The 25,831-nt window shown below is 64.4% G+C and carries 25 protein-coding genes and 1 pseudogene; 13 read left to right on the plus strand and 13 right to left on the minus strand.

The genetic code is table 11. The annotated features are described in order from the left end of the window. Positions 1–14: 14 nt before the first annotated feature. The 3 genes from DK261_RS24020 to DK261_RS24030 are packed head-to-tail and all read right to left on the minus strand — an operon-like array spanning position 15 to position 2,745. Positions 15–887, minus strand: coding sequence for a rhomboid family intramembrane serine protease (locus tag DK261_RS24020; RefSeq protein ID WP_038579484.1), 873 nt, complete (start codon positions 885–887; stop codon positions 15–17). After that, a complete protein-coding gene (locus DK261_RS24025) occupies positions 884–1,858 on the minus strand; it encodes a metallophosphoesterase (RefSeq protein WP_371920928.1) in 975 nt (324 codons plus the stop codon). Before DK261_RS24025 ends, DK261_RS24020 begins: the two co-directional genes overlap by 4 nt. Continuing rightward, the gene (locus DK261_RS24030) at positions 1,855–2,745 is read right to left on the minus strand and encodes an NAD(+) kinase (RefSeq protein ID WP_007920913.1); all 891 of its coding nucleotides are present in this window, start codon (positions 2,743–2,745) and stop codon (positions 1,855–1,857) included. The genes DK261_RS24025 and DK261_RS24030 overlap by 4 nt, the downstream gene beginning before the upstream one ends. A gap of 105 nt (positions 2,746–2,850) precedes the next feature. Here DK261_RS24030 and DK261_RS24035 point away from each other — a divergent pair, with 105 nt between their 5' ends. Continuing rightward, positions 2,851–3,801 carry a DUF1853 family protein gene (locus tag DK261_RS24035; RefSeq protein WP_110176621.1) on the plus strand — a complete coding sequence of 317 codons (951 nt, stop codon included), beginning with the start codon at positions 2,851–2,853 and terminating at the stop codon, positions 3,799–3,801. 161 nt (positions 3,802–3,962) lie between these two features. On the opposite strand, the gene DK261_RS24040 is transcribed toward DK261_RS24035, so the two are convergent. From DK261_RS24040 to DK261_RS24050, 3 genes are all read right to left on the minus strand, one after another. Then, positions 3,963–5,249: an arsenic transporter gene (locus DK261_RS24040; RefSeq protein ID WP_038579489.1), complete on the minus strand. Its 1,287-nt coding sequence runs from the start codon at positions 5,247–5,249 to the stop codon at positions 3,963–3,965. Between the two features lie 41 nt (positions 5,250–5,290). Next, complete coding sequence (locus tag DK261_RS24045) at positions 5,291–5,647, minus strand: metalloregulator ArsR/SmtB family transcription factor (protein ID WP_041988997.1); 357 nt, start codon at positions 5,645–5,647, stop codon at positions 5,291–5,293. 131 nt (positions 5,648–5,778) lie between these two features. Continuing rightward, complete coding sequence (locus tag DK261_RS24050; RefSeq protein WP_009048715.1) at positions 5,779–6,336, minus strand: NADPH-dependent FMN reductase; 558 nt, start codon at positions 6,334–6,336, stop codon at positions 5,779–5,781. Positions 6,337–6,561: 225 nt separating this feature from the next. Here DK261_RS24050 and DK261_RS24055 point away from each other — a divergent pair, with 225 nt between their 5' ends. After that, complete coding sequence (locus tag DK261_RS24055; RefSeq protein ID WP_009048714.1) at positions 6,562–6,798, plus strand: hypothetical protein; 237 nt, start codon at positions 6,562–6,564, stop codon at positions 6,796–6,798. Between the two features lie 86 nt (positions 6,799–6,884). Then, positions 6,885–7,778 (plus strand): LysR substrate-binding domain-containing protein, encoded by an 894-nt coding sequence (locus tag DK261_RS24060; RefSeq protein ID WP_016704653.1) that lies wholly within the window; start codon positions 6,885–6,887, stop codon positions 7,776–7,778. Here the strand turns inward: DK261_RS24060 and DK261_RS24065 are convergent. From DK261_RS24065 to dnaQ, 3 genes are all read right to left on the minus strand, one after another. Further along, positions 7,775–8,365 (minus strand): GNAT family N-acetyltransferase, encoded by a 591-nt coding sequence (locus tag DK261_RS24065; RefSeq protein WP_041988995.1) that lies wholly within the window; start codon positions 8,363–8,365, stop codon positions 7,775–7,777. The genes DK261_RS24060 and DK261_RS24065 overlap by 4 nt on opposite strands. Before the next feature lie 14 nt (positions 8,366–8,379). After that, the gene (locus DK261_RS24070; RefSeq protein WP_009048711.1) at positions 8,380–10,635 is read right to left on the minus strand and encodes an arginine/lysine/ornithine decarboxylase; all 2,256 of its coding nucleotides are present in this window, start codon (positions 10,633–10,635) and stop codon (positions 8,380–8,382) included. Positions 10,636–10,754: 119 nt separating this feature from the next. Further along, the gene (dnaQ, locus tag DK261_RS24075; RefSeq protein ID WP_009048710.1) at positions 10,755–11,513 is read right to left on the minus strand and encodes a DNA polymerase III subunit epsilon; all 759 of its coding nucleotides are present in this window, start codon (positions 11,511–11,513) and stop codon (positions 10,755–10,757) included. A gap of 195 nt (positions 11,514–11,708) precedes the next feature. On the opposite strand from dnaQ, the gene DK261_RS24080 reads away from it, so the two are divergent. The 3 genes and pseudogenes from DK261_RS24080 (at position 11,709) to DK261_RS24085 (ending at position 13,126) form a co-directional block, all read left to right on the plus strand. Further along, positions 11,709–12,032 (plus strand): DUF2388 domain-containing protein, encoded by a 324-nt coding sequence (locus DK261_RS24080; RefSeq protein ID WP_038579500.1) that lies wholly within the window; start codon positions 11,709–11,711, stop codon positions 12,030–12,032. Then, positions 11,998–12,084: pseudogene (locus DK261_RS33975) on the plus strand (hypothetical protein); the annotation flags it as partial. The gene DK261_RS24080 and the pseudogene DK261_RS33975, both read left to right, overlap by 35 nt. A gap of 91 nt (positions 12,085–12,175) precedes the next feature. Continuing rightward, on the plus strand, positions 12,176–13,126 hold the full coding sequence (locus tag DK261_RS24085; RefSeq protein WP_110176623.1) for a glycerophosphodiester phosphodiesterase family protein: 951 nt from the start codon (positions 12,176–12,178) through the stop codon (positions 13,124–13,126). A gap of 16 nt (positions 13,127–13,142) precedes the next feature. Here the strand turns inward: DK261_RS24085 and rnhA are convergent, their stop codons facing one another. Next, a complete protein-coding gene (gene rnhA / locus DK261_RS24090) occupies positions 13,143–13,595 on the minus strand; it encodes a ribonuclease HI (protein ID WP_009048707.1) in 453 nt (150 codons plus the stop codon). A gap of 83 nt (positions 13,596–13,678) precedes the next feature. Further along, on the minus strand, positions 13,679–14,443 hold the full coding sequence (locus DK261_RS24095; protein WP_009048706.1) for a class I SAM-dependent methyltransferase: 765 nt from the start codon (positions 14,441–14,443) through the stop codon (positions 13,679–13,681). Between the two features lie 65 nt (positions 14,444–14,508). Between DK261_RS24095 and gloB the strand changes: the two genes are divergently transcribed. From gloB to DK261_RS24130, 7 genes are all read left to right on the plus strand, one after another. After that, entirely contained in the window at positions 14,509–15,276 is a 768-nt protein-coding gene (gloB, locus tag DK261_RS24100; protein WP_016704649.1) for a hydroxyacylglutathione hydrolase, read from the plus strand. A 99-nt stretch (positions 15,277–15,375) separates the two neighbouring features. Continuing rightward, complete coding sequence (locus DK261_RS24105) at positions 15,376–16,833, plus strand: transglycosylase SLT domain-containing protein (protein ID WP_028682275.1); 1,458 nt, start codon at positions 15,376–15,378, stop codon at positions 16,831–16,833. Positions 16,834–17,078: 245 nt separating this feature from the next. Further along, positions 17,079–18,908, plus strand: coding sequence for an extracellular solute-binding protein (locus DK261_RS24110; protein WP_110176625.1), 1,830 nt, complete (start codon positions 17,079–17,081; stop codon positions 18,906–18,908). Then, positions 18,905–20,758, plus strand: a complete 1,854-nt coding sequence (locus tag DK261_RS24115) for an extracellular solute-binding protein (RefSeq protein ID WP_110176627.1) — start codon at positions 18,905–18,907, stop codon at positions 20,756–20,758. The genes DK261_RS24110 and DK261_RS24115 overlap by 4 nt, the downstream gene beginning before the upstream one ends. A 1-nt stretch (position 20,759) precedes the next feature. Continuing rightward, positions 20,760–21,833 (plus strand): microcin C ABC transporter permease YejB, encoded by a 1,074-nt coding sequence (locus DK261_RS24120; RefSeq protein ID WP_009048701.1) that lies wholly within the window; start codon positions 20,760–20,762, stop codon positions 21,831–21,833. Position 21,834: 1 nt separating this feature from the next. Further along, on the plus strand, positions 21,835–22,854 hold the full coding sequence (locus DK261_RS24125; RefSeq protein WP_009048700.1) for an ABC transporter permease: 1,020 nt from the start codon (positions 21,835–21,837) through the stop codon (positions 22,852–22,854). A 1-nt stretch (position 22,855) separates the two neighbouring features. After that, positions 22,856–24,463 carry an ABC transporter ATP-binding protein gene (locus DK261_RS24130; protein WP_038632050.1) on the plus strand — a complete coding sequence of 536 codons (1,608 nt, stop codon included), beginning with the start codon at positions 22,856–22,858 and terminating at the stop codon, positions 24,461–24,463. 89 nt (positions 24,464–24,552) lie between these two features. Here the strand turns inward: DK261_RS24130 and DK261_RS24135 are convergent, their stop codons facing one another. Together DK261_RS24135 and DK261_RS24140 are read right to left on the minus strand one after the other, a co-directional pair. Continuing rightward, positions 24,553–25,161: a GGDEF domain-containing protein gene (locus DK261_RS24135; protein WP_041988985.1), complete on the minus strand. Its 609-nt coding sequence runs from the start codon at positions 25,159–25,161 to the stop codon at positions 24,553–24,555. Between the two features lie 91 nt (positions 25,162–25,252). Then, on the minus strand, positions 25,253–25,831 hold the full coding sequence (locus tag DK261_RS24140) for a hypothetical protein (RefSeq protein ID WP_038632045.1): 579 nt from the start codon (positions 25,829–25,831) through the stop codon (positions 25,253–25,255).

Genomic DNA, 25,831 nt, shown 5'->3' on the forward strand with positions numbered 1-25,831 from the left:
AGCGGTCTCCAGCATTAGAGGGCCAGTTTACGGCGACTGTACAAGCCGCCCAACAAACCTGTGAGGCATCCGACGAGCAACCCGCCGACGTGGGCGGCGTTGGCGATTTCACCGAAGCCGATCACCGAGATCAGCCCCGACATACAGATCAGCAACCACACCAGCATCATCGCCAGGACTCCGCGAGGCAGGCGATAGGCCGGGTTGGGCGACAGCAACTGATAGATCCAGCAATGCCCGAGCAGGCCGTAGAGCACGCCGGACAGGCCGCCGAACAGGCTCGGCCCGCTGAACAGGTATTGCGCGTAGTTCGACACCAGGCTGAACAGCAACGTCAGGCCCAGCAGGTTGATGCTGCCCTGGCGCTGTTCGATGCGCCGCCCCAGCTCCCAGTACCACATGCCGTTCATGGCGATGTGCAGGAAGCCGAAGTGAATCAGCATCGGCGTGACCAGGCGCCACCACTGCCCCGCCGCCAGGCTGTCGGCCAGGGGCGTGAACTGGATGTAGTCGCCGACCACGCGGAACTCGAGGAAAGTCAGCCAGCGCAGGGTGCCAAGGTTTTCACCGAGCAAAGTCAAGGCGGCAACAATCAGGCTCAGCAGCAAGATCAGCGCGGTGGCCGGGCTACGCCGCAGTTGCTCGACGAACCCCGGACGACGCAGGGCGGCGCCGGCCTCGGGGATGTCCAGTTGCTGCTCGGGATCGCCCGCCGGAAAACGCTCGTACAACGAACGCACGTCCTCGCTGATGGCATCCGGCACCCAGAGCACCTGCTCCCCCGCTTCCTCGCTGACCCGGTGCGGCACCTGCATGCGCTGCAACAGTTTGACGAAGCCACTCAGGTCCACATTCAACGGCAGACGCAATACCGCAACCGCACTCATTGCTGCTCCTCCGGTCGCTCGACATAGACCCAGACGAATTTGTCCGGGTCCAGGCGGGTTTCCTGGTCCAGGCGATAAGCCACCAGCTTGCCGTAGAGCACCGCGCTGTAATCCAGGCAGGCCAGGTTCGAGCGAATCGGCGCCGGTTTGCCGCTGCGCCAGTAATGGCCGACGAACAGCAACGGCTCATCGACGCCGTAGCGCAGCAGGTTGTTTTTCTCCGCCGAGGACAGCGGCGTGCGAGCTACCGGCTCGGGCAGCGCATCGGGCTGGAACACGATGTCGCCGTAGGTCTGCGGGTCGTCTTCCCAGAACTTGGTGCGGAAGAACGAACGGGTCAGGCCATCGCCGCTGGTCATGGTCAGGCCATGGGGCAGGCGCATGTCGGTGCCGCGCAGCAGGCGGTCGAACACGTTATTGGCGAAGCTGCCGGGTACCGCCGAGGCCTGGAGGAAGTGCTCGTCGATGCAGCCGTCGGGGTATTGCGCCCGCAGCGGTTCGATCAGGCCGGCGTCCCAGCAGGCATGCACCACGCGAAAACGCCCGGCGTCGATGAACAGCGGCATCTGGTAGAACCAGTCGAGGAAATCGTGCCAGTCCTTGGGGTACTGCTCGAATTGCGCCAGGGTCTCATTGATCAGCCGGGCATGGCGCGGCGTGTGTTCGCGCACGAAATGCCTGCCGCCGCCGGGCGCTGCCGGGGTGACCCAGCCCAGGGCGTTGAACTCATGGTTACCCATGACGCACAGCGCCTGGCCGGCCTCGACCATGTCGTGGACGATGTGCAAGGCTTCGCGGATCCGTGGGCCGCGGTCGATGATGTCGCCGAGGAACACCGCCATGCGCGACGGATGCCGCCAGACGCCGCCCTGCTTGCGATAACCGAGCTTGTCCAGCAGGTGTTCGAGGGTCAGGGCGCAACCGTGCACATCACCGATCAGGTCATAACTTCGCGCGGGATCGAGCATCAGTCGCCTCCACCACCCAGTCGGCTGCCCCAGCCGAGCTTGGTCCGGCAGACCTCGTAATAGTTGTGGTCCAGCGGATGGATCAGGCGCAGTTTCTGCGCCTTCTTGCTGACAGTGATGGTGTCACCGGGGGCACAGGTGAAATGGTTCTGCCCGTCGCAGGAAACCTGCGGGTAGATCTGCATATCCTTGGACACGACGATTTTCAGCTCGCTGTTGCCATCGACCACGATCGGCCTTCCCGACAAGGTATGGGGGTACATCGGCACAATCACAATGGCGTCGAGCTTGGGATGCATGATCGGCCCGCCGGCGGACAAGGCGTAGGCGGTGGAGCCGGTCGGCGTGGCGACGATCAGGCCGTCGGCCTTCTGGCTGCAGACGAACTGGCCGTCGATGTAGATCTCGAACTCGATCATCCGCGTCGACTTGCCCGGGTGCAGCACCACATCGTTCAGTGCGTCGCCCTGGCCGATGGCTTCGGCGTGGCGCCGCACTTCGGCCTGCAGCAGGAAACGGTTTTCCACCAGGTAATGGCCGTCGAGGACTTCGGCGACCTTGACTTCCAGCTCGTCCGGACGAATGTCGGTGAGGAAGCCCAGGCTGCCGCGGTTGATCCCCAGCACCGGAATGTTGTGGCGCGCCAGGGCGCGGGCCGCGCCCAGCAGGCTGCCGTCGCCGCCGACCACGATCACCATGTCGCAGACTTCGCCGAGCAGCTTGCGCGAGGAGGTCTGCAGGCCGTGGCCGGGCAGCACTTCGGCGATGGTGTCTTCGAGGATCACATGCAGGTGGCGGGCGAGCAGAAACTTTTTCAGTCGGCGAACTGTGTCCAGCACCTGGGAACTGCCCAAGCGACCGATAATGCCGATATTGCGAAATTGCTCCATGGGGCTCCTGCAGGGGTTCTGGGACGGGCAAAGCAGAGATTATGGGCGAAAGCCGGCCATAGACAAAATCCTTTCAGCCTCGACGTTAGGCGCTATGCTCGCAGAATGATCCTGTTTCCCGGCTTGCTCGACCTCCCCCGCCAGTTGCGCCACCCCGAAGTGCGCGACCTGGCCTGGGTCATCCTCGCGCCGCCGATGCTCGACCAGACGCCCTGGCCGCAGCGCCATCCACTGGCCGGCAGCGACTGGGTGCAGGCGCCGCAGTTGCTGGCGCACTGGTTGCGCCAGCTGGACCAGGACAGCCGCGCCCTGCGCCGCTGGCTGGCCCTCGGGCCGACCAAACGCCTGGGGCTGTACTACGAACGCCTGTGGCAATTTGCCGTACAGCACGCGCCCGGCGTCGAGCTGCTGGCGGCCAACCTGCCGATCCGTCGCGCCGGCCACACCCTGGGCGAACTGGACATGCTGCTGCGCGATCGCGACGGCATTCACCATCTGGAACTGGCGATCAAGCTCTACCTCGGCCCGCAACATGGCAACGGCGCGAACACCGCGTTGTGGCTGGGCCCCGGCTGCCACGATCGCCTGGACCGCAAGCTGGCGCACCTGAACGAACACCAGTTGCCGATCTCCGCCCGCGCCGACAGCCTGGAAGTGCTGGCGGCCATGGATATCCAGGACTTCAGCGCCCACCTGTGGCTCGGCGGCTACCTGCTCTACCCCTGGCCCGGCACCACGCAACCGCCCCGCGGCGCCCACCCGCAGCACCTGCGCGGGCGTTGGCTGCACCAGCGCGACTGGCCGGCCTTTATCGCGCAAAGCCCGCCCGGGCGCTGGCAACCCTTGCCACGCCAGGCCTGGCTGGCGCCCGCGTCCTACCCGGCGGAACAAACCTGGAGCGCCCCGCAGCTGCAAGCCTGGCTGGAGGAACTCGACCCGCACGCCCCGGCGCAACTGCTGGTGCGCCTCACGGAAAACCGCGCCGGCGACTGGGAGGAAACCGAACGCCTGTTCCTGGTGGCGGACCTCTGGCCGAATGTGCCAGGGGCGAGTTGAGCTTCTATAACTCCTTCAACTGCGCCAAACACCGAACCTGTAGGAGCGAGCTTGCTCGCGACAGGGGCAACGCGGGGTGCCAGATACGACACTTCGCGAGCAAGCTCGCTCCTACAGGTTACGTGGTGGATGCGGGTTTTCGACGAATACGAACCTGCCCCTCACATCACCGACAAGCGCAGGGCCAGCGCCGCCAGGGTCACCAGCAGCACCGGCAGGGTCAGCACGATGCCGACCTTGAAGTAGCGGCCCCAGCCGATATGGATGTCCTTGCGATCCAGCACGTGCAGCCAGAGCAAGGTGGCCAGGCTGCCGATCGGAGTGATCTTCGGCCCCAGGTCGCTGCCGATCACGTTGGCGTAGATCATCGCGTCCTTGACCACGCCGCTGGCCTGGCTGGCGTCGATGGACAGCGCGCCGATCAGCACCGTCGGCAAGTTGTTCATGATCGATGACAGGACGGCGGTCAGCAGCCCGGTGCCCATGGCCGCGCCCCAGATGCCGTAGTCGGCGAAGCGGTCGAGCCAGCCGGCCAGGTGGGTGGTCAGCCCGGCATTACGCAGGCCGTACACCACCAGGTACATGCCGAGGGAGAAAATCACGATCTGCCACGGCGCTTCCTTGAGCACCTTGCGCGTCGAAATCTTGTGGCCCTTGGCCGCGATGCCCAGCAGCAAGGCCGCGCACACCGCCGAAATCGCGCTGATGGGAATGCCCAGCGGCTCCAGGGCAAAACAGCCCAGCAGCAGGATGACCAGCACCCACCAGCCGGCGACGAAGGTGGCCTTGTCGTGGATCGCGCTGGCGGGCGGCTCCAGTTCCTCGGGGTTGTAGGCCTGCGGAATGTCGCGGCGGAAGAACCACAGCAGCACCGCCAGGGTCGCGGCCACGCTGACCAGGTTCACCGGCAGCATCACCGCGGCGTACTGGTTGAAGCCGATATTGAAGAAGTCCGCGGAAACGATGTTCACCAGGTTCGACACCACCAGCGGCAGGCTCGCGGTATCGGCGATGAACCCGGCGCCCATGACGAACGCCAGGGTCGCCGCCCGGGAGAAGCGCAACGCCAGCAGCATGGAAATCACGATCGGCGTGAGAATCAGCGCCGCCCCGTCGTTGGCGAACAGCGCCGACACCAGCGCCCCCAGCAGCACCATGAAGGCAAACAGCTTGCGCCCGCTGCCCTGCCCCCAGCGCGCCACATGCAAGGCCGCCCAGGCGAAAAACCCGGCCTCGTCGAGCAGCAGGCTGATGATGATCAAGGCCACGAAGGTGCCGGTGGCGTTCCAGATGATCTGCCAGACCACCGGAATGTCCGTCAGTTGTACCACCCCGAACAGCAACGCCAGCACCGCGCCGAACACCGCGCTCCAGCCCACGCCGAGGCCCTTGGGCTGCCAGATCACCAGGGTAATGGTCAGCAGGAAAATCAATGAAGCAGTCAGCATGCCGGGCAGCCTTGAACAGGAAAAGTGAGGTGGATGGGAATTCAGCAGCAGCGCACGGGGCGATCGGGGCGATCGGCCATGGTCTGCAAGCGTTGCAGGTCAGCCTGCAGCCAGGGGCTGTTGGCCTCCAGCGTGTCCTGCAGCAATGTGGTCACCCAGGGTGACAATTGCGGGTGCAGCCGGTAGTAGATCCATTGCCCCTGGCGGCGATCGGCCAGCAGGCCGCAACTGCGCAACAGCGCCAGGTGCCGGGAGATCTTCGGCTGGCTCTGGCCCAGGGCGGCGGTCAACTCACAGACACACAACTCGCCTTCGCGGGTCACGAGCAAGGCGATGCGACTGCGGGTTTCGTCGGCAAGCGCCTTGAACAGTTCGGCGGGGTTGAGAGCGTCGGACACCAGGGCCACTCCAGGCAGTTGGAGCGGCGAATATATGAATATTCAGATATGCGGTAAAGCGCTTTTCTCACGACGAGAGGAATATCCCATCACCCGCGGAAGCCGGCTGGCCGACTCCCGCGGTGCCAGGATCAGAGCTTTTTGTGCTGCTCGACCCACTGCGCGTAGGCGTTGATGAACTTCTCCAGGAACGGCTTGAGCGACTCGGACAGCTTGCCCGCCTCGTCGAAGGCCGAACCGGCGCCGCTCAGGTAGGCTTCCGGCTGCTGCATGCACGGTACATTGAGGAACACCAGGGACTGGCGCAGGTGATGGTTGGCGCCAAAACCGCCGATAGCGCCCGGGGATGCGCTGATCACCGCCCCCGGCTTGCCGTTCCAGGCGCTCTTGCCGTAGGGGCGCGACCCCACGTCGATGGCGTTTTTCATGGGTGCGGGAACCGAGCGGTTGTATTCCGGAGTGACGAACAGCACGGCATCGGCGGCGCTGACCTGCTCGCGGAACACCTTGTAGGCGGCCGGCGGGTCTACATCGATGTCTTCGTTGTAGAGCGGCAGGTCGCCGATCTCGACAATCTGCAACCGCAGGTTGGCCGGCGCCAGTTCGGCCAGGGCCAGCGCCACTTTCCGGTTGATCGAGGCCTTTCTCAGGCTGCCAACCAGCACTGCAATCGTGTAGACGTTGCTCATAGTGAATCCCCGACTTCTGGTTAAGGAGGCTGATAGTTATAGATGATCCACCCTGCCCACAACCACCTGCCGCAGGAAATTCCGTGGGCTTTTCCAGGCTCCACGCCGCTGCACGCCAGTTGCAATCAGGACCGCGGACTATTTTTTTTCCGCCGCTAAACTTACTTCGCCCAGGCACGGTCTACAGGACCGCAAATTGAGTGTTTATCTCCAGAGGCTCTAAAGATGGCAGCAGTACTCGTCGGACAATTTCATGCCAGGGACGCGGAAGGCCGGGTCTATTCGGTGCATGAGTTCCAGGAATCCACCCCGTCGCCAGACGGCATCGCCGGCTCGGAGCCCGTTACCACCTATCGCCTGGCCATTGGCGACCGCGTCAACAAAATGGACGACAACCAGTTTCTCCTCGTGCAATCGGGCGTCACCCTCATTCGCGAACCCGAGACCATCCTTCCTTCATAACGTGCCGTTATGAGCAGAAGTCATATGCGCGGACATGAGTTAGGATTCAGTGTGAATCCCTCACCGGCTGGACATGGACTTCAAGCATGCGTTTACGTCATATCGAAGTGATTCAGGCGCTCCTGCAAACCGGACACCTGGGCACGGCCGCCGAGCTGCTGCAACTGCCGGTGGCCGAGGTGGAAACGATCCTGCGCGACGCCGAAAGCCAATCGGGTTTCATGCTCTTCGCCAGTGTCCGCGGACGCCTGCAAGCCACCCGGGAGGCCCGCGAGCTACAGCCGGCGATCGCCACCCTGTATGACGCCTTCGAACCCGTGCAACGCCTGGCCGACAGCCTGAAGCAATACCAGGCGCCGCCCTTGCGCATCATCGGCACCCCGCCCCTGGCCCAGCAACTGTTGCCACAGAGCATCGCCGCCCTGCGCCGGCGTTTTCCCGACACCCCGTGCAACCTCGCCAGCCAGGGCACCCGCGACATGGTCAAGAGCCTGTTGCTGCGCGAAGGCGACCTGGGCCTGAGCCTGCACAACCCCGATCACCCCGATATCCAGTGCGTCGCCCTGGCCCAGGGCAAGCTGCAACTGCTGGCCCCGCACGGCTGGCTGCAACCGAAGCAGAAGTATATTTCCCTGCAGGACCTGGCGGGCCAGGCCATGGTCGGCCTGGAAGGCCAGGACCCGCTGAGCGTGGCCCTGGACAGCAAGCTGCAGAACCTGCGCCCGAGCCCGACTATCCACACCCGGGTGCAAACCCACCAAATGATGCGCAGCATGGTCGAGGCCGGCGAAGGCCTGGCGATTGTCGACCCCTTCACCGCACTGGGCGCGCGCGAGGGCGGCCTGGACGTCTGCCCGCTGTCGCCACCGATCCCGGTCACCCTCTATGCCCTGACCCGCAGCGGCACCCCCTCCTCGCCCACCCTGGAGGCGCTGCTGGAAACCCTGACGGAAAAGGCTGAAGGCATGCTGGCCGGCTAGACCCCGGTTTCCCGCGCCAGCTCGTCGTTGAACAGCCGATACCAGAAAATCGCCACCTCGGCGGTGGTCGGATCGATCCCGCGGTAACGCAGATGATCGATGCCGCCGACCACATAACCGCAGCGCTCGTACAAGCGGCAGGCCCCCAGGTTGTTGTTCTGGGTCTCGAGCATGATGCCCGGCAGTTTTTTCTTGCGACTCCAGAACTGCGCCACATCCAGCAAAGCCTTGGCCACCCCGTGGCGCCGCGCCGGCGCGTGCACCGCCAGCTCGTCGATATGGGCGTAACCGTTCCAGTTGGTGCTGACCACCACATGGCCGACCGGCTCGTCGTCCAGGTAGGCCATGAACACCGCGCTGTCGGCGGCGTCGCGATAGCTGCTGAATTCTTCGGGGTCGATGCCGTAGCACTTGCGGTACGGGGTGATGTGATGCAGCGGCCACTTGGCCACCACCTGCTCGCTCTGTGCCTGGGCATAGGCGCTGACCTCGAAGCTGAAGTCGCTACCCCAGACATACGCGGCGAAACCGTCGTCGGCGACACGTACCGACAGGCCGGGGTACTTGGGATTGATCATTGGCTGCATAGCGGGAAACGTCCTCAAACCTTGATGCAATCGACGGTGTACTGCCGCCCATTGCCTTCGTCTTCATGCTGCAATCCATGCACATCCGCGACAAAGCCGGGAAAGCTACTATCGAACGTACGGGCGAAAGCCAGGTAATCGATGATCGAGCGGGTCGACTCGGTGAAGCGCTCGCCCGGCATGATCAGCGGAATACCCGGCGGGTATGGCACCAGCATCACCGCCGCCACCCGCCCGGCGAGGGCATCGATGGAGACCGCCTCGACCTCGCCCCGCACCAACTGATCGTAGGCGTCGGCGGGCTTCATCGCCACCTCCGGCAGCACGGTGTACATGCGCTTGAGGTGCTTGGCCGTGGCATTGCTGCGGTAGCAGGCATGCAACTGATCGCAGAGGTCGCGCAGGCCCATGCCCTGGTAGCGCGCCATGTCTTGCTGGGCGATGCTCGGCAGGCAGGCGGCGAGGCTGACATTGGCGTCGTAGTTGCGCTTGAACTCCAGCAGTTCGGTCAGCAGCGTGCTCCACTTGCCTTTGGTGATGCCCATGGAAAACAGCACCAGGAACGAATACAGGCCGGTCTTTTCCACCACCAGGCCGCGCTCCCAGAGAAACTTGCTGACCACCGCCGCCGGTATCCCGCGCTCGCTCAGGGCACCGCCAGCGGTGAGCCCGGGCATCACCAGGGTGACCTTGATCGGGTCCAGCAGCACATAGTCGTCGGTCACCCCGGCGAACCCGTGCCACTCGCCTTCCGGCTCCAGCAGCCAGTCCGCGGTGCTGACCTGGTCGATGCCTTCTACCCGCTCCGGCTGCCAGATGGAAAACCACCAGTCGTCCGCGGCGATGTGCTGGCGCAGGTTGGCCAGGGCCCGGCGGAAGCTCAGGGCCTCGTCGAACATTTCCTGCAGCAGCGAACGCCCCGCCGGCCCTTCCATCATCGCCGAGGCCACGTCCAGCGAGGCGATGATGCTGTACTGCGGCGAGGTGGAGATGTGCATCATGAAGGCTTCGTTGAAGCGGTCGCGATCCAGCTGCCGGGCACCGCCGTCCTGCACATGGATCATCGAGGCCTGGCTGAAGGCCGCCAGCAGCTTGTGGGTGGAATGGGTGGTGAACACCAGCGGGCTGTCGGCGCTGCGCGAGGTGCCCATGCCGTAGCGTCCCTCGAAGAACTCATGGAAGGCCGCGTAGGCGTACCAGGCCTCGTCGAAATGCAGCACCTCGACGCTGTTGCCCAGGCTCTGCTTGATCAGTTCGGCGTTGTAGCAGAGGCCGTCGTAGGTCGAGTTGGTGACCACCGCCAGCTTGACCTTGGCCGGCCGGCCCCGGGTCAGCGGGTTGGCGTCGATCTTGGCCTGGATCGACTCGCGGCTGAATTCGCTCAGCGGGATCGGGCCGATGATCCCCAGCTCATTGCGCTCCGGACAGAGGAACAGCGGGATGGCGCCGGTCATGATGATCGAGTGCAGCACCGACTTGTGGCAGTTGCGATCCACCAGCACCAGGTCATCGCGACCGACCATGGAATGCCAGACGATCTTGTTGGCGGTCGAGGTGCCGTTGATCACGAAAAAGGTGTGGTCGGCGCCGAAATTGCGCGCCGCCCGCGCCTCGGCTTCCGCCAGGGGCCCGGTGTGATCGAGCAGCGAGCCCAGCTCCGGGACCGACACCGACAGGTCCGAACGCAAGGTGTTCTCGCCGAAGAACTGATGGAACGCCTGGCCTACCGGGCTCTTGCGATAGGCCACGCCACCGCCGTGCCCCGGGGTGTGCCAGGAATAATTGGAGTCGGCCGTATGCTGCACCAGCGCCTTGAAGAAAGGCGGCAACAGGCCATCGAGGTAATTGCGCGCCGCCCGCGCCACCTGCCGCGCCAGAAACGGCACGGTGTCTTCGAACAGGTAAAGAATGCCGCGCAGCTGATTGAGCTCGCTCATGGCGTCGGCCGGGGCGTTTTCCAGGGTCACCTGCTCGCCCAGGGCAAAGATCGGCAGGTTCGGCGCGCGCACCCGGGCCAGGCGGATCAGTTCCACCATGTTCTGCAGCAGGTGGGTGTTTTCCCCGGCGCCTTCGGCGGCGATCAGCATGCAGGCCAGGCCGTGATGGGTCGAGGCCACCAGGCGCCCTTCGGCATAGTCCACTGCGGAAAAGATACTGAAGCCTTCCTGCTCCAGCTCCCTGGCGATCCCCCGCACCCGGTCGCCGGCGACAGTGTCGGCCTTGATGTCGCGATGCACGATAAGGACGGGGAATTTCAGGTCTTTGTACATGGCACCAGGCATCCTGAGGCGGCGGACAAGGGCCCGCCAATCATCTCAGGGTAGAAGCTCGGGGGCCGGCGCGTAACCCCGTCAACGACCTCCTGTAACAAAAGGTCGCCCACGAACAACTACTGTTGCTGGGCCTTGGCTTCGGCCAGCTGGGTCCAGAGCGCCGGGGCCCCGGCAGATTTGGCGATGATTTCGAGACGCACCTGGTGCTCGGCCAGTTCGGCTTCGCTGGCGCGAATGACCCGCCCACGCTGGCGATCCGCCGACAGACGCCGGATTTCGCTGGCGCGGTTGCCCGAACCTTCGCTGCCGTTACCGTCCGAGGCGTTGCCGGCCAGGGACAGGCTGGTCTGGCCGCCGGTCATGGTCAGGTAGACGTCGGCGAGAATCTCCGAGTCGAGCAAGGCGCCGTGCAGTTCACGGCCGGAGTTGTCGACGTCATAGCGCTTGCACAAGGCATCGAGGCTGTTGCGCTGGCCGGGGTGACGTTCCCGGGCCATCAACAGGGTGTCGAGGATGGTGCAGTGCTGGGTGATGTCGGCGCGGTCGTGCTGGCCCATCAGGGCGAATTCGTTGTTGATGAAGCCAACGTCGAACGCCGCGTTGTGGATGATCAGCTGCGCGCCCTGGATGAACTCGAAGAACTCGTCGGCGACTTCGGCGAAGCGCGGCTTGCCCACCAGGAACTCGTTGGTGATGCCGTGGACGCCGATCGCGCCCTCGTCGCTCTCGCGATCCGGTTGCAGGTAGACGTGGAAATGCCGACCGGTCAGGCGCCGTCCGATCAACTCGACGCAACCGATTTCAATGATCCGGTGGCCGTCGGTCACCGGCATGCCGGTGGTTTCGGTATCGAGTACAACAGATCTGTTGGCCATCAGGGGTCAGTTCTCAACGGTGGAAGTCTTTCAAGGCGCGGGATTTTAGCACGCTCTCGCGGCATGGCACGCATGGCGGATTCGCCTGGCCCCGGCGTGCGCAGTTTTTAACAATCATTCGCAAAGCTCATGCAGTTTGCCGCACAGGGGCTTGTTAGGGTGCGCGACGATATTTTTAGCGGACTCCACCCTGCCATGACTACCTGTAAAACCCGCCTGGCCTTTTTGTTTTGCACCTGCCTGTTCGCCGACATCGGCCAGGCCACCAGCCTGGTGATCAGTACCGACATCACCATGAGCCTGGCCTTGAGCACGACCGAAGGCAGTTCGAAAGCCACCAGTTCCTTCAAGGACGACAAACTGGTGCTCGCCGCCAGGACCGATGCCGCGGCCTTTGTCGCCAGCGCCGGCGAGATCCGCGGCGCCCAGCTGGAAGCAGCGATGCGGCACATTCGCCAGACGCTCGGCAACCCACAGTACTCCGACCTGCAACTGGCCAGCGCCATCCTCACCCTTTGATCGCCCCGGAACAGGGCCACTCATTCACCCCGAGCACCACGCGTTTGTTTAAATGAGCGCGGCCATTGCGCTACTGTACGGCCCACTCAGGCGGGCAGGGCTGGCACCCGGCCTTGCACTCATTTCCAGGAAACCGCCCTCCCATGCTCAAGACTCGACAGATGCTCCCACTGCTGTTGGCCGCGGCCTTCATCAGTGGCTGCTCTTCCCTGCCAGCAACGGAGCCCGACGCCGGGCAAGCCCCCTTGATCGTCGCCCATCGCGGCGGCGCCGCAGACTTTCCCGAGAACACCCTGCTGGCCATCGACAACGCCCTGCGCAACCGTGCAGACATGCTCTGGCTGACGGTGCAACTGAGCCGCGACGGCGTGCCGGTGCTGTACCGACCGGCGGACCTGAGCGCCAATACCCCGGCCTCCGGCGCGGTCAGCGAGAAAACCCTGGCACAGTTGCAAACACTGAATGCCGGCTGGAACTTCAAGCAGACCGCGGCCGATGGCCAGGTGACATTTCCCTTTCGCTCCCAGGCGGTGAGCATCCCCTCGCTACAGCAGGCGCTGGCGGCGATCCCCGACGCCGTGCCGGTCATTCTCGACATGAAGGCCCTGCCCGCCGCGCCCCAGGCCCAGGCGGTCGCGCAGTTGCTGGAACAGCTGCACGCCTGGAACCGGGTGCTGATCTACTCCACCGATGCCGGCTACCAGCAGGCGTTCGCACACTATCCGCAGGCGCGGCTGTTCGAGTCCCGGGACAACACCCGGGATCGCCTGGCGAGTGTCGCCCTGGCCCACAGCTGTACCACGCCGCCGGCGCCAGCCAGCTGGGTGGCTTTCGAGTACCGGCGCCCGGTGCAGTTGGTCGAGACTTTCACCCTGGGTGAAGCCCGTTCGAAGGTGGATGCCCGGCTGTGGACGCCCGCGGCGGTGGATTGCTTCCAGTCCCGGGGCAAGGTGCGGATGCTGGCGATCGGGGTCAATACGGCCGAGGATTACCAGGCGGCCGCCTGCCTGAAGATGGACGCGGTGCTGGTGGATTCGCCCCGCGCGATGCGGGACATGAAGCAGCGGCTCGAACGGCCGCTGCGTTGCGACTGACTACCCGTTCAGGGCATCAGGCCTGTTTGTAACCGCGCACCTCGTCGACGCCGCGGTTGGCCAGTTGGTCGGCCCGTTCGTTGCCGTGGTGGCCGGTATGGCCGCGCACCCATTTCCAGGTGACCTGGTGGCGGTTGACCTGCTCATCGAGCTGCTGCCACAGGTCGGCATTTTTCACCGGCTCCTTGGCCGCGGTTTTCCAGCCGCGCTTTTTCCAGTTGGCCATCCACTCGTTGATGCCCTTCATCACGTACTGCGAGTCGGTGACCAGGATCACCTGGCACTCGCGCTTGAGCTCTTCCAGGCCGCGGATTGCCGCCATCAGCTCCATGCGGTTGTTGGTGGTGTTGGCTTCGCCGCCCCAGAGTTCCTTCTCCACGCCCTTGAACACCAGCAGTGCGCCCCAGCCCCCCGGGCCAGGATTGCCCTTGCAGGCGCCGTCGGTGAAGATTTCTACGCTATCGCTCATGCCAGACTTCCAATCGAAAATACCTGTGGCTTGCCGATCGTCGATCGACAACGCCCAAGCCGGGCAGGTTCGGCCCGGCTAAATTAAAGAGGGGGTTCGCTGTGCCGGCGGTTGACCTTGGCCATCGGCAGCGGCACCAGCTTGCCCATCGGCTCGCGGCGTACCTGGCGCACCGGGCGCAGGCCGACCACTATCTTGCGTGCCACCAGCAGGTAGAAGCCGCCGCCGGACAGTTGCCAGTCACCGGCCTTGCGCTCCCAGCCGGCCAACCGAGCCTGCCAGGCCGCCGAGGCAAGCGGCGGACGATAGCACCCGAAGCGGCGTTTCTCCAGCGCGAAGCCCAGCAGGTTCAACCAGTCGGCGACCCGCGACGGGGAAATGCAGCGCGCCTTGCGCAAGGCGTCATGGGCGAACACATGGCGCAGGCCCCAACTGCTCCAGGGATTGATACCGACGATCAACAGGTGCCCACCCGGTCGCACGGCGCTGGCGGCTTCGCGCAGCAGGCCGTGGGGCGACAGGCAGAAATCCAGACCGTGCTGCAGCACCACCACATCGGCGGCGTGCTCACTGAGCGGCCAGGCCTGCTCCTCGCAGACGATCTCGACGCCGGGCAGCGGCGCGCCCAGGCGTACATTGCGCTGCACCTGGGGCGCCGTCGGCGGGGTTTGCGCCGACGGGCCATAATGCACCAGGTAGCCGCCGAAGAAGCGCCCCAGCTCGTCGTCGAGCATGCGCCGTTCTTCATCCAGCAGAAATTGCCCCAGTGGCCCGGACAGCCACTCACGGGCGGCACTGATCAGGGCCAGCCAGTCAGGATCGGCCTGAGCGAACGCTTTATCGGTCATTGCATTCTCCAACCCGCCAAGAAGTTCTAAGATGCGCCAATGTTTTCCGCTTGGCGACTCCAACGATGATACAGATCAGTGCCCTGCCCGCGTTCACCGATAACTACATCTGGTTGTTACAGGACCATCGCCATCAGCGTTGCGCAGTGGTCGACCCGGGTGACGCCGCACCGGTACAGGCCTGGCTTGCCGAACATCCGGGCTGGGTGCTGAGCGATATCCTGGTGACCCATCACCACCACGACCATGTCGGCGGTGTCGAACAGCTGAAAAAAGCCAGCGGCGCCAAGGTCTGGGGCCCGGCCAACGAAAACATCCCGGGGCGCGACGTGGCCCTGCACGACAACGACCGCGCCAGCATCCTTGGCTGGGACTTCGACATCTACGCGGTGCCCGGGCATACCCTGGGGCATATTGCCTACTACCATCACGGCCTGCTGTTTTGCGGCGACACCTTGTTCGCCGCCGGGTGCGGGCGCCTGTTCGAGGGCACGCCGGAGCAGATGCACCATTCCCTGAGCCGCCTGGCCGCGCTGCCCGAAGACACCCTGGTGTATTGCACCCACGAATACACCCTGAGCAACCTGCGTTTTGCCCAGGCGGTGGAACCGGATAACCCGGACATCGCCGAGCGCCTGCGCAAAGTCAGCGAACTGCGGGAAAACGGCCGCATGACCCTGCCTTCCACCCTGGCCCTGGAAAAGCTCACCAATCCCTTCCTGCGTACCGGTGAAACATCCGTTAAACAAAAAGCGGACGAACGGAATGGCCTCGATAACCGGGCTCAGAGTGCGGTTTTTGCTGCCTTGCGGGCTTGGAAAGATAAGTTCTAAGCAGGCTGCGAGTTGGTACGAAAATTCTGAATGGTTGACCGCACCGGGTGCGCTTTCTAGAATCGCCCGACATTTTTGCCCGGAACTTACTTCCAGCCAATGTCGTCATCTATTCGTAAATCCATCAATTCAGACGCATTGACGCGGTTGGCTCAAGCCATCGCGGTGGCTGTGTCCGCCACTCTGGCGGGCTGCCAAAGCACGAGCCACGTCCCGCAAACCGACGCTTCGCACACCCAGAATTTCAACGCCCGCATCAAGCAGAAACCCATCTGGCTGAATGAAAAACCCAGCCCGCAATTGCCCCAGGACGTCTGGGAGCGCATGCGCGAAGGTTTCCAGTTGCAGGAAGGCATCGGCGTCAACCCGCGCATCGAACAGCAACGCCTGTGGTTCGCCAGCAATCCATCGTTTCTCGAGAATGCCAGCGAACGCGGCAGCCTCTATATCCATTACATCGTCGAGCGCCTTGAAGAACGCAACATGCCGCTGGAGCTGGCCCTGCTGCCAGTGATCGAGAGCGCCTACAACCCGATGGCCTATTCCCGGGCCGACGCGGTGGGCCTGTGGCAGTTCATTCCGTCCACCGGTCGTTCCTTCAACCTGCGCCAGACCCGCTTCTATGATGGCCGTCGCGATATCACCGCCTCGACCACTGCGGCCATGGATTACCTGACCCGCCTGCACGACATGTTCAACGGCGACTGGCTGCTGGCCCTGGCGGCCTACAACGCCGGCGAAGGCACGGTCAGCCGGGCCATCGAGCGCAACGAGAAGCTCGGCCTGCCCACCGACTACTGGAACCTGCCGCTGCCGTCGGAAACCCAGGCCTACGTGCCCAAGCTGCTGGCCCTGTCCCAGGTGGTGCTGGCGCCCGAAGCCTATGGCGTCAACCTGAACCCGATCGCCAACGAACCCTACTTCCAGGTCGTCGAAATCAACCAGCGCATGGACCTGTCCAAGGTCGCCGCGGTGGCCAACATCGACGAGGACGAACTGTTCCAGCTCAACCCGGCCTTCAAGCAGCGCACCACCATCGACGGTCCCCAGCATCTGCTGGTGCCGACGTCCAAGGCGCAACTGCTGAGCGCCAGCCTGTCGACCATGAAGCCCGAGGAGCTGATCAGCCAGCGTTCGTTCAAGCCGGTGTTCGAGGGTGCCGACAGTCGCGAAATGGCCCAGGCCAAGCGCAACTACCGGGTCAAGCGTGGCGATAACCTGTCGCAGATCGCCAAGGCCAACAAGGTCGACGTCAAGGACCTGCAACGCTGGAACAAGCTGAGCGGCAAGCAGCTCAAGGTCGGCCAGACCCTGGTCATGCAGGACACCAGCAAAGCCAAGGGCAGCAGCAAGACCAGCGCCAAGGCTTCCGGCAAGAAGACCCTGGTCGCCAGCGCCGACAAGAAGTCGACCCAGTACAAGGTCAAGCAAGGCGATTCGCTGTACATGGTGGCCAAGCGCTTCAACGTCGAGATGCAACACCTCAAGCGCTGGAATCCCCGCGCCGGCCAGGCCCTCAAGCCAGGCCAGATGCTGACCGTCTACCTGCCTCACTAATCCCCAGAGCCCTATCTGTAGCCGCTGCCGCAGGCTGCGATAGGGCCGCAGGCCCTCCTGCGCCCTGAAGATCCCCGCGACCGTACCGGTCGATCGCAGCCTTCGGCAGCGGCTACAGATTGCGGCGTATCCAGCGGCGGCAAGCAAATGTCGCGGCCAGCCCGGGGCGGCCTTTTTCCTGTCGATACAAGCTGTTACTGTACGGAGCACAAAGCCCAAGCCGCCTGGATCGGATCTCTGCCTTGATGCGTCCCCTCCTCCTGTCCCTAATCAGTCTGGCCTTGAGCTTTCCCGCAGGCGCAACGATCACTGAAAGTCATGGTTACGCGCAGTTCGGCACGCTCAAGTACCCCGCCAAATTCACCCATTACGACTGGGTCAACCCCACCGCGCCCAAAGGCGGGACCTTGCGGGTCATGGCGTTTGGCACCTTCGACACCCTCAACCCCTACACCTTCAAGGGCAGCAGCCCGGTTTCCACGCCCAACTTCCTGCAATACGGGGTCAACGAGCTGAACGAGCCGCTGATGGTCGGCACCGGCCAGTACGCGCCGTCCGGCGACGAGCCGACTTCCAGCTACGGCCTGATCGCCCGCTCCGTCGAATACAGCGAAGACCGCAGCTGGGTAGTGTTCAACCTGCGCCCCGAGGCGCGTTTCCACGACGGCCACCCGATCACCGCCTACGATGTGGCGTTTTCCTACCGGCTGCTGCTCAAGGAAGGCCACCCGCAATACCGCACCAACCTGCAGGAAGTGCAGCGCGTGGACATCCTCGGCCCACAGCGCATCCGCTTCGTGTTCAAGCGCTCCGGCAACCCGCTGCTGATCCTGCGCCTGGGCGAGTTGCCGGTGCTGCCGCAGCACTACTGGAAAGACCGCGACTTCAAGGCCACCACCTTCGAGCCGCCGCTGGGCAGCGGCCCCTACCGCATCACCCGGGTGCAACCGGGGCGCTCGCTGCTGTTCGAGCGGGTCAAGGACTACTGGGGCAAGGACCTGCCGGTCAATCGCGGCTTCAACAATTTCAACAAGGTCGCGGTGGAGTTCTACCGTGACAGCGACGTCGCCTTCGAAGCCTTCAAGGCCGGCGAGTTCGACATCTACATCGAGCACCAGGCAAAGAACTGGGCCAATGGCTACAACTTCCCCGCGGTCAATCGCGGCGACATCATCAAGGCCCAGGTGGCGCACCAGATCCCGACCCAGACCCAGGGCCTGTTCATGAACAGCCGCCGGGCGATCTTCGCCGACCGTAAGGTGCGCGAAGCCCTGGGCCTGATGTTCGACTTCGAGTGGACCAACCGCACCCTGTTCAGCGGCGCCTACAAGCGCGCGACCAGCTACTACCCCAACAGCGAGTTCTCCGCCACGGGCCTGCCGGTCGGCCATGAATGGCTGCTGCTCTCGCCCTACCGCGAGCAGTTGCCCGCCAGCCTGTTCACCCAGCCCTTCAGCCTGCCGCAGACCGATGGCCGCGGCATCCCGCGGGCGACTCTGCGCCAGGCCCTGGGCCTGCTCGCCGAAGCCGGCTGGAAGCTCAACGGCCAGCGCCTGCTCGACAGCAACGGGCAACCGCTGCGCTTCGAGCTGTTGCTGGTCAACCCGAACCTGGAACGGATCCTCCAGCCCTACGTCGAGAACCTGGCCAGCATCGGCATCGACGCACGCCTGCGCACCGTGGACCGGGCGCAGTACAAACAACGCCTGGACCAGTTCGATTTCGACATGATCCTCATGACCCTGAACCAGACCCTGAGCCCGGGCCTGGAGCAATGGCAGTACTTCCACTCCAGCCAGGTCGGGGTCAAGGGCAGCAAGAACTATGCAGGCATCGACAACCCCATCGTCGATCACCTGCTGGAACAATTGCTCGCCGCGCAGAGCCGCGACGAGCAACTGGCCGCCGGTCGGGCCCTGGATCGGGTGCTGCTGTGGCAGCACTACATCATCCCCAACTGGTACCTCAACTATCATCGCCTGGCGTACCGCAACCGGTTCGCCTTCGTCACCACGCCGCCCTACCAGCTGGGCCTGAGCGCCTGGTGGCTGAAGTCTCTGGAGAAAGCCCAATGATGCCCCTGCGTGCCCTGCTCCCGTGGGCCGGCGGCGTGCTGCTGACGGGAATCGCCTGCCTCGCCCAGGCCGCCCCGCAACACGCCCTGACCCTGTACAACGAACCGCCGAAGTACCCGGCGACCTTCAAGCACTTCGACTACGTCAACCCGGACGCACCCAAGGGCGGTACCTTCCGCGAGTCCGGTTTCGGCGGCTTCGACAGCCTCAACCCGTTCATCAACAAAGGCGTGCCGGCGGACAATATCGGCCTGATCTACGACACCCTGATGCGCCAGAGCCTGGACGAACCCTTCACCGAGTACGGCCTGATTGCCGGGCAGATCGAGAAGGCCCCGGACAACAGCTGGGTGCGTTTCTACCTGCGCCCCGAGGCGCGTTTCCACGACGGCCAGCCGATCCGCGCCGAAGACGTGGTGTTCAGCTTCCAGACCCTGATGAAGGCCGGCGCGCCGATGTACCGCGGCTACTACGCTGATGTCGACGACGTGATCGCCGAAGACCCGCTCAAGGTGCTGTTCAAGTTCAAGCACAAGAACAACCGCGAGCTGCCGCTGATCCTCGGGCAGCTGTCGATACTGCCCAAGCACTGGTGGGAGCACCGCGACTTTTCCAAGGGCAACCTGGAAATCCCCCTCGGCAGCGGCCCGTACAAGGTGGCCGAGGTCAAGGCCGGACGCTCGGTGCGCTATGAGCGGGTCAAGGACTACTGGGGCAAGGACCTGCCGATCAACCGCGGCCAGTTCAACTTCGACGTCATGGCCACCGACTATTTCCGCGACAACACCGTGGCCCTGGAAGCCCTCAAGGCCGGGCAGTTCGACTACTGGCTGGAAACCAGCGCGAAGAACTGGGCCAACGCCTACAACATCCCGGCCGTGAGCGAAGGCCGGCTGATCAAGGAACAGATCCCCAACGGCAACCCCACCGGCATGCAGGGCTTCGTCTACAACCTCCGCCGCCCGCTGTTCCAGGATGTGCGGGTGCGCAAGGCCCTGAGCCTGCTGCTGGACTTCGAGTGGACCAACAAACAACTGTTCAACGGTGCCTACACCCGCACCCGCAGCTACTTCGAGAACTCGGAAATGGCCGCCACCGGCCTGCCCGACGCCGACGAACTGCAGATCCTCGAACCGCTGCGCGGCAAGATCCCCGACCAGGTCTTCACTGAAGCCTTCCAGCCCTCGGTGTGCGATGGCAGCGGCATGATCCGCGCCCAGCAGCGCCAGGCCTACCAGCTGTTGCAGGAAGCCGGCTGGCGCATCGTCGACGACAAGATGGTCGACGCCCAGGGCAAGCCGGTGGTGATCGAGTTCCTGCTGGCCCAGACCGAGTTCGAGCGCATATTGCTGCCGTTCAAGCGCAACCTCGCGGACCTCGGGATCGACCTGGTGATCCGCCGGGTCGACGTTTCCCAGTACATCAACCGCCTGCGCTCGCGGGACTTCGACATGGTGGTCGGCGGCTTCCCGCAATCGAGTTCGCCCGGCAACGAGCAGCGCGAATACTGGAAGTCCTCCAGCGCCGACAACCCCGGCAGCCGCAACTTCATCGGCCTCAAGGACCCGACCATCGATGCGCTGGTGGAAGACCTGATCAACGCCGACTCGCGCAAGAGCCTGGTGGCCCATGCCCGCGCCCTCGACCGGGTGCTGCAATGGGGCTACTACGTGATTCCCAACTGGCACATCAAGACCTGGCGCGTGGCCTACTGGGACCATATCGGCCACCCGAAGGTCTCGCCCAAATATGACATCGGCACCCAGACCTGGTGGATCAAGCCCGACGCCAAGCCGGCCGTGACCCCGGACACCCACTCGCAGGCCGCCCCCGCCGGCGTGGAGCAATAAGATGCTGGCCTACATTCTGCGGCGACTGCTGCTGATCATCCCTACCCTGTTCGGCATCCTGCTGATCAACTTCGTGATCATCCAGGCCGCGCCCGGCGGCCCGGTGGAACAGATGATCGCCAAGCTCGAGGGTTTCGAGGGCGCCACCAGCCGCATCGCCGGCGGCGGCGCCGAAGTCTCGGTGGCAGGTTCCAGCTACCGTGGCGCCCAGGGCCTGGACCCGGCCCTGGTCAAGGAAATCGAGAAGATGTACGGCTTCGACAAGTCGGCGCCGGAACGCCTGTGGATCATGATCAAGAACTACGCCACCCTGGATTTCGGCGACAGCTTCTTCCGCGACGCCAAGGTGGTCGACCTGATCCGCGAGAAACTCCCGGTGTCCATTTCCCTGGGGCTGTGGAGCACCCTGATCATGTACCTGGTGTCGATCCCCCTGGGGATCGCCAAGGCCACCCGCCACGGCAGCCACTTCGACGTCTGGACCAGCTCGGCGATCATCGTCGGCTACGCGATCCCGGCGTTCCTGTTCGCCATCCTGCTGATCGTGATGTTCGCCGGCGGCAGTTATTTCGACTGGTTCCCGCTGCGCGGCCTGACCTCGAACAACTTCGACCAACTGAGCTGGGGCGGCAAGATCCTCGACTACTTCTGGCACCTGACCCTGCCGGTGACCGCCCTGGTGATCGGCAACTTCGCCACCATGACCCTGCTGACCAAGAACAGCTTCCTCGACGAGATCAACAAGCAGTACGTGATCACTGCCAGGGCCAAGGGCCTGACCAAGCGCCGCGTGCTCTACGGCCATGTGTTCCGCAACGCCATGCTGCTGGTGATCGCCGGTTTCCCCTCGGCCTTCATCGGCATCTTCTTTACCGGATCCTTGCTGGTGGAGGTGATCTTCTCCCTCGACGGCCTGGGCCTGATGAGCTTCGAGGCGGCGATCAACCGCGATTACCCGGTGGTGTTCGGCACCCTGTTCATCTTCACCCTGCTGGGGCTGGTGGTGAAACTGATCGGCGATTTGACCTACACCCTGGTCGACCCACGCATCGACTTCGAAAGCCGGGAGCATTGAGATGAACCTGTCCCCCCTCAATCGTCGGCGCTTCGAACTGTTCAAGGCCAACAAGCGCGGCTGGTGGTCGCTGTGGCTGTTCCTGGTCCTGTTCGGCCTGAGCCTTGGCGCCGAGCTGATCGCCAACGACAAGCCGCTGGTGGTGCACTATGACGACGGCTGGTACTTCCCGGCGCTCAAGCGTTACCCGGAAACCACCTTCGGCGGCGAGTTCCCCCTGGAGGCCAACTACAAGAGCCCGTACATCCGCGAGCTGCTGGCGGCCAAGGACGCCTGGGTGCTGTGGGCGCCGATCCCGTTCAGCTACCAGAGCATCAACTACGACCTGAAGGTCCCCGCCCCCGCGCCGCCCTCGGCGGACAACCTGCTGGGCACCGACGACCAGGGCCGCGACGTGCTGGCGCGGGTGATCTATGGCTTCCGGGTCTCGGTGCTGTTCGCCCTGACCCTGACCATCCTCAGTTCGATCATCGGCGTCATCGCCGGGGCGCTGCAGGGTTTCTATGGCGGCTGGGTCGACCTGGCCGGGCAGCGTTTCCTGGAGATCTGGTCCGGGCTGCCGGTGCTGTACCTGCTGATCATCCTTGCCAGTTTCGTGCAGCCGAACTTCTGGTGGCTGCTGGGGATCATGCTGCTGTTCTCCTGGATGAGCCTGGTGGACGTGGTGCGCGCCGAGTTCCTGCGCGGGCGCAACCTGGAATACGTGCGCGCCGCCCGCGCCCTGGGCATGCAGAACGGCGCCATCATGTTCCGCCACATCCTGCCCAACGCCATGGTCTCGACCATGACCTTCATGCCCTTCATCCTCACCGGCGCCATCGGCACCCTGACCGCCCTCGACTTCCTCGGTTTCGGCCTGCCGCCCGGCGCGCCGTCCCTGGGCGAACTGGTGGCCCAGGGCAAATCCAACCTGCAGGCGCCGTGGCTGGGCATCAGTGCCTTTGCCGTGCTGGCGATCATGTTGAGCCTGCTGGTATTCATCGGCGAGTCCGCTCGCGATGCCTTCGACCCGAGGAAATGAGATGAATCAGGACAATTTGATCGAAGTCCGCGACCTCGCCGTCGAATTTGTCGTCGGCGAGCACCAGCAACGGGTGGTCGAGGGCATCAGCTTCGACATCAAGCGCGGCGAAACCCTGGCTCTGGTGGGCGAAAGCGGCTCAGGCAAATCGGTGACCGCGCACTCGATCCTGCGCCTGCTGCCCTACCCGCTGGCCCGTCATCCGTCCGGCACTATCCACTACGCCGGCCAGGATCTGCTGACCCAGAAAGAGAAGACCATCCGCCATATCCGCGGTAACCGCATCGCCATGATCTTCCAGGAGCCCATGACCTCGCTCAACCCGCTGCACAGCATCGAGAAGCAGATCAACGAGGTGCTGGGCCTGCACAAGGGCCTGACCGGCAAGGTCGCGACCCAGCGCACCTTGGAGCTGCTGGATCTGGTGGGCATCCCCGAGCCGCACAAGCGCCTCAAGGCCCTGCCCCACGAGCTGTCCGGCGGCCAGCGGCAACGGGTGATGATCGCCATGGCCCTGGCCAACGAGCCGGAGCTGCTGATCGCCGACGAGCCGACCACCGCCCTCGACGTCACCGTGCAGTTGAAGATCCTCGAACTGCTCAAGGAGTTGCAGGCGCGCCTGGGGATGGCCTTGCTGCTGATCAGCCACGACCTCAACCTGGTCCGGCGCATCGCCCACCGCGTCTGCGTGATGCAGCGCGGCTGCATTGTCGAGCAGGCGCCCTGCGAAGAGCTGTTCCGCGCGCCGCAGCATCCCTACACCCGCGAACTGCTGGCGGCCGAGCCCAGCGGCAAGCCGGCGACCAATGTGGTCGGCCCGCCGCTGTTGCAGGTCGAGGACCTGAAGGTCTGGTTCCCGATCAAGAAAGGCCTGCTGCGCCACACCGTCGACCATGTGAAGGCGGTGGATGGCATCAACTTCAGCCTGCCCCAGGGCCAGACCCTGGGCATCGTCGGCGAAAGCGGCTCGGGCAAGTCCACCCTGGGCCTGGCGATCCTGCGGCTGATCGCCAGCAAGGGCGCCATCCGCTTCGAAGGCAAGCAGCTGGACGGCCTGTCGCAGCAGCAGGTGCGGCCGTTGCGCCGGGAGATGCAGGTGGTGTTCCAGGACCCTTTCGGCAGCCTCAGCCCGCGCATGTGCGTGAGCCAGATCGTCGGCGAAGGCCTGCGCATCCACAAGATCGGCACCGCCGCCGAGCAGGAACAGGCAATCATCGAGGCGCTCAAGGAAGTCGGCCTGGACCCGGAAACCCGGCATCGCTACCCCCACGAGTTCTCCGGTGGCCAGCGCCAGCGCATCGCCATCGCCCGCGCCCTGGTACTCAAGCCGGCGCTGATCCTGCTGGACGAGCCGACCTCGGCCCTCGACCGCACCGTACAGCGCCAGGTGGTAGAACTGCTGCGCAAGCTGCAGGCCAAGTACAACCTGACCTACCTGTTCATCAGCCACGACCTGGCGGTGGTCAAGGCCCTGAGCCATCAGTTGATGGTGGTCAAGCATGGCCAGGTGGTGGAACAGGGCGACGCGCAAGATATCTTCGCCGCGCCGCAGCATCCCTACACCCGGCAGTTGCTCGAAGCCGCGTTCCTGGTGCCGGCCGCCGAGTGACAACCGGCCAATAAAAAACCGCCTGAGGGCGGTTTTTTATTGGCTGGACTTTCTCCCCGTCCAGCCCACGCAGCGGGCTGGATCAGCGCCTAGTCCTTTATCTGCGGCCCGAGGCCCGGCCTGCTCATGGTCTTGTCGGCTTCCGCCAGCAAGGTTTCCACATCGGCCGGCTGGGCCGGATCGAACTCGATCTGGCCGATGCTGAAACAGATGTCGTAAATGCACTGCTGGGTGGCGGTGCGCTCGTCGAGGATGGCCTGCAGGCGAGCGATGATCGCCAGTTTTTCCACCCGTTCCGAGCCGGTCAGCAGTACCGCGAAACGCTGGTACTCCAGATGCCCGACCACGTCGCTTTCGCGAAAGGCGATGCGCAGGCCGTCGGCGAAGGTCTTGAGCGCCGCCTCGCCTTCTTCCGCCCCGTAAGCGCGGGCGATGCGGTAGATATCGTCGAGGTCGAACAGCAGCAAGGTCGCCGGGCAGTTAAGGTCCTTGCAGGCCTGCAATGCATCGCCGGCCAGCACTGCAAAGCCGTGGGGGTTGGGCAGCAGGGTCAGTTTATCGAGGTTGGCTACCTGCACCGCGGCCAGCTCCTGCTCGGCCCGGCGGTTCTGATCGCGCAACAGTTGCCGGGACGGGTCGTCCGCCTCCGGGGATGGCACCTGGTCCGGTGCCTGGACAGGCTTGTCTGGGGAAAACATCGCACACTCCATTGGCGGGTAACTCCTATAGAGCTTAGTTGCCGGGGCCTGCGACTGCCCCACAACCAGCCCTCCCAGGGTGCCCCTGGCGTCAACTTCCGACCGCCGGGCAGGGTCCGCCCGCCTCGGCCCAGAGCTTGAACTGGCTGACGAACACCTCATGGGGCACCGGTACCGGCGCGCGGTTGCCACCGGGGTTCCAGCCCCAGAGCACCAGCTTGTCTTCGCTGACATGCTTGATCAGCGCGGCAAAGTCGCGGTCGCCGTTGCTGGCCTTGTCCTTGATCATCTGGCACAGGCGGTCGGCCGGCAGGCCGATCCAGGCCATCTTGTGTGCCGCCGGCGGCAGGCTCCAGTGCGGCGCCCCCGGCGGCATGTGCGGGCCATAGCTGGCCGGCGGGTTGCTTTCGCCATGGCAGGTAGAGCACGGCAGCCCCGCCGCGCCCTTGCCGTCCAGGCCACGGACCACGGCCATGGCATGGGGCGTGCCGGCGTCGAACTGCAAGGGCGCATCCCCGGGAATATGGCAATTCTGGCAGCGCGGGCTCTGGAACACCTTCTGCACCGTCGCGAACGCCGCCAGCGCCGGTTCATCGGCGGCGAACAGGTCCGAGGCATAACCGCCCAGGCCGACCAGGATCAGCGAACCGAGGAACAGGTGGCGTTTCAT

It is taken from the genome of Pseudomonas sp. RW409, from assembly GCF_003184125.1.
Classification (GTDB): domain Bacteria; phylum Pseudomonadota; class Gammaproteobacteria; order Pseudomonadales; family Pseudomonadaceae; genus Aquipseudomonas; species Aquipseudomonas chlororaphis_I.